At 72.6% G+C, this 2,572-nt stretch carries 1 protein-coding gene; it reads right to left on the bottom strand.

What is annotated here, in order from left to right:
• Positions 1-2,572 (bottom strand): SDR family NAD(P)-dependent oxidoreductase (locus IF30_RS0140090; protein ID WP_030247977.1); only part of this gene is annotated, 2,572 nt, incomplete at both ends.

The following is a 2,572-nucleotide window of genomic DNA, read 5'->3' as shown; positions in this document are numbered from 1 at the left end:
ATTCGCCGTTGCGCAGGGCGTTGGCGGCGAGGTGGACGGCGACGAGGGAGGACGAGCAGGCGGTGTCGATGGTGACGGCGGGGCCTTCGAGACCGAAGGTGTAGGCGATCCGACCGGACGCCACGCTCGGCGTGTTGCCCGTGAGGAGATGCCCTTCGGTGCCCTGCGCGTCGTTGTAGAGCAACGTGGCGTAGTCCTGGCTGTTGCCGCCCACGAAGACGCCGGTCCGGCTGCCGCGCAGGGACCGCGGGTCGATGCCCGCGCGCTCGAACGCCTCCCACGCGGTCTCCAGCAGCAGCCGCTGCTGCGGATCCATCGCCCGTGCCTCGCGTGGCGAGATGCCGAAGAACTCCGCGTCGAACTCCGCCGCGTCGTACAGGAATCCACCCGAGTCCGGGGTGCTGCTGCCGTGCGTGCCGACGTCGGACAGCAACGACGCGAGATCCCAGCCGCGGTCGGTGGGGAAACCGGACACGGCGTCGCCGCCCGCCACCAGGAGCTGCCACAGGTCCTCGGGGGTGCGCACCCCGCCGGGAAAGCGGCAGCCGATGCCGACGACGGCCATCGGGTCGTCGGACAGGGGGACGAGGTCCGCCCCGTCGTCGTCAGCCTGGTCGTCGCCGAACAGCGTCAGCAGGTGGGAGACCAGGCTTTCCGGGTTCGGGTAGTCGAAGACCAGCGTGGTCGGCAGCGGGACGCCGAGGACGGCGCCAAGGCGGTTGCGCAGTTCCACCGCAGTGAGCGAATCGAAGCCGAGGTCGCGGAACGCCCGGTCCGGGGCGACGTCGTCGGCCGTGGCGTGCCCCAGCACCGCAGCAGCCTCGGACGTGACCGCTGCCAGCAGCCGGGCCCGGCGCTCGGCGGCACCGAGCCCCGAGAAGCGGTCCGGGTTCGTGGCTCGGGGCTCCTCCGGCGCGCTCAGCAGTGCGCGTGCCTCCGGCAGGCCGGAGAGCAGGGCACTGGGGCGGGCCGAGGTGAACAGGGGCAGGAAGCTTTCCCAGCGCACGTCCGCCACGGTGTGGCAGGGCTCGTTCTCACTGGTCGCCTGTTCGAGCGCCGCGATCGCGAGATCCGGCTGGATCGGGGGCAGTCCGCGGCGACGCATGTGCTCACCCGACTCGCCCTGGGCCGCCATGCCCTCTCCCGCCCAGGGGCCCCAGGCGACCGAGGTCGCGGCGAGACCGCGGTCCCGGCGGTTGCGGGCGAGGGCGTCGAGATGGGCGTTCGCCGCTCCGTAGGCCGCCTGCCCGCCAGTGCCCCAGACACCGGACACCGAGGAGAAGAGGACGAAGGCATCCAGTTCGCGTTCGCCCAGCAGCTGGTCGAGGTTGGTGGCACCGGCCGTCTTCGCCCGCACGATCTCGGCGAACTCGTCGATGCCGAGGTCCACGAGCGGTGTCAGCTGCCCGACGCCTGCGGCGTGGACGACGGCGGTCAACGGCAGCTCCTGGGGCACGGCCGCCAGGAGCTCCGCGACGGCTGCGCGGTCGGACACGTCACACGCTGCGATGGTGACCCGGGCCCCCGCGGCTGACAGTTCTGCTTCCAGGGCGGCTGCACCCGCCGCGGCCGGCCCGCTGCGGCCGACGAGCAGCAGGTGCTCGGCGCCACGGTGCGCGAGCCGGCGCGCGACGTGCCCACCCAGCGCACCCGTGCCGCCGGTGATGAGCACAGTGCCGCGAGGCTGCCAAGGAGTACGGTCCGGCGCGTCGCGCGAGGCGCGGACGAGACGCCGGCCGAAGACACCCGAAACGCGGAGGGCCAGCTGGTCCTCGCCACTCTCACCGGCCAACACCGAGGGCAGCCGGGACAGAGTCCGGTCGTCGAGAACGGCGGGCAGGTCGACGAGTCCGCCCCAGCCTTCCGGCCATTCGAGCGCGACGGCTCGTCCCATCCCCCAGAACTGCGCCTGGGACGGGGAACGCAGCAGCTCGGACCGGCCGATGGCGACGGCCCCGCGAGTCAGGCACCAAAGCCGCACGGTCGACCCGGCGCGCTGCAGCTCCTGAACCAGTGCGACGGTCGCGGCAAGCCCCCGCGACAACGTCGGGTGGGTGTCGTCGGGCTCGTCGTCCAGCGCCAGCAGGGAGACCACACCGGTGGCCTCCGACACGTCGGTCTCGGAGGGGGCCACGAGCCGGGGCTCGGCGCCGCCGGCGCTCAGCGCCGTGAGGACCGCCAGGACATCGGGATGGTCGTGCTGGGCTGGGGCCGCGACGACGATCCAGGTGCCGGAGAGCCGGCGGGCCTCGACGGTCAACGGAGCCCAGGTTGTGCGGTACCGCCAGGAGTCCACCGCGGACTGTTCCCGGTGGCGGCGTCGCCAGTCGGCCAACACCGGCAGCACGTCGGAGAGTTGGCCGTGATCCTCGCCCAGTTCACGGGACAGCGCCGGGAGGTCCTGACGTTCGACCGCGTTCCAGAAACGGGACTCGGCGGCATCGACGGTGCTGTCGGCACGCTGCGGTTTCCCGGACTGGTCGAGCCAGTAGCGGTGGTGTTGGAAGGGGTAGGTGGGGAGGGGGGTGGTGTGGGGGTTGGTGTGGGCGTAGTAGGCGTGCCAGTTGATGGG

It is taken from the genome of Streptomyces sp. NRRL S-350 (assembly GCF_000719705.1).
Lineage (GTDB): Bacteria > Actinomycetota > Actinomycetes > Streptomycetales > Streptomycetaceae > Kitasatospora.
Note: the sequence above shows the minus strand (reverse complement) of the source record. Positions and strands in the feature narration are given on the sequence as shown.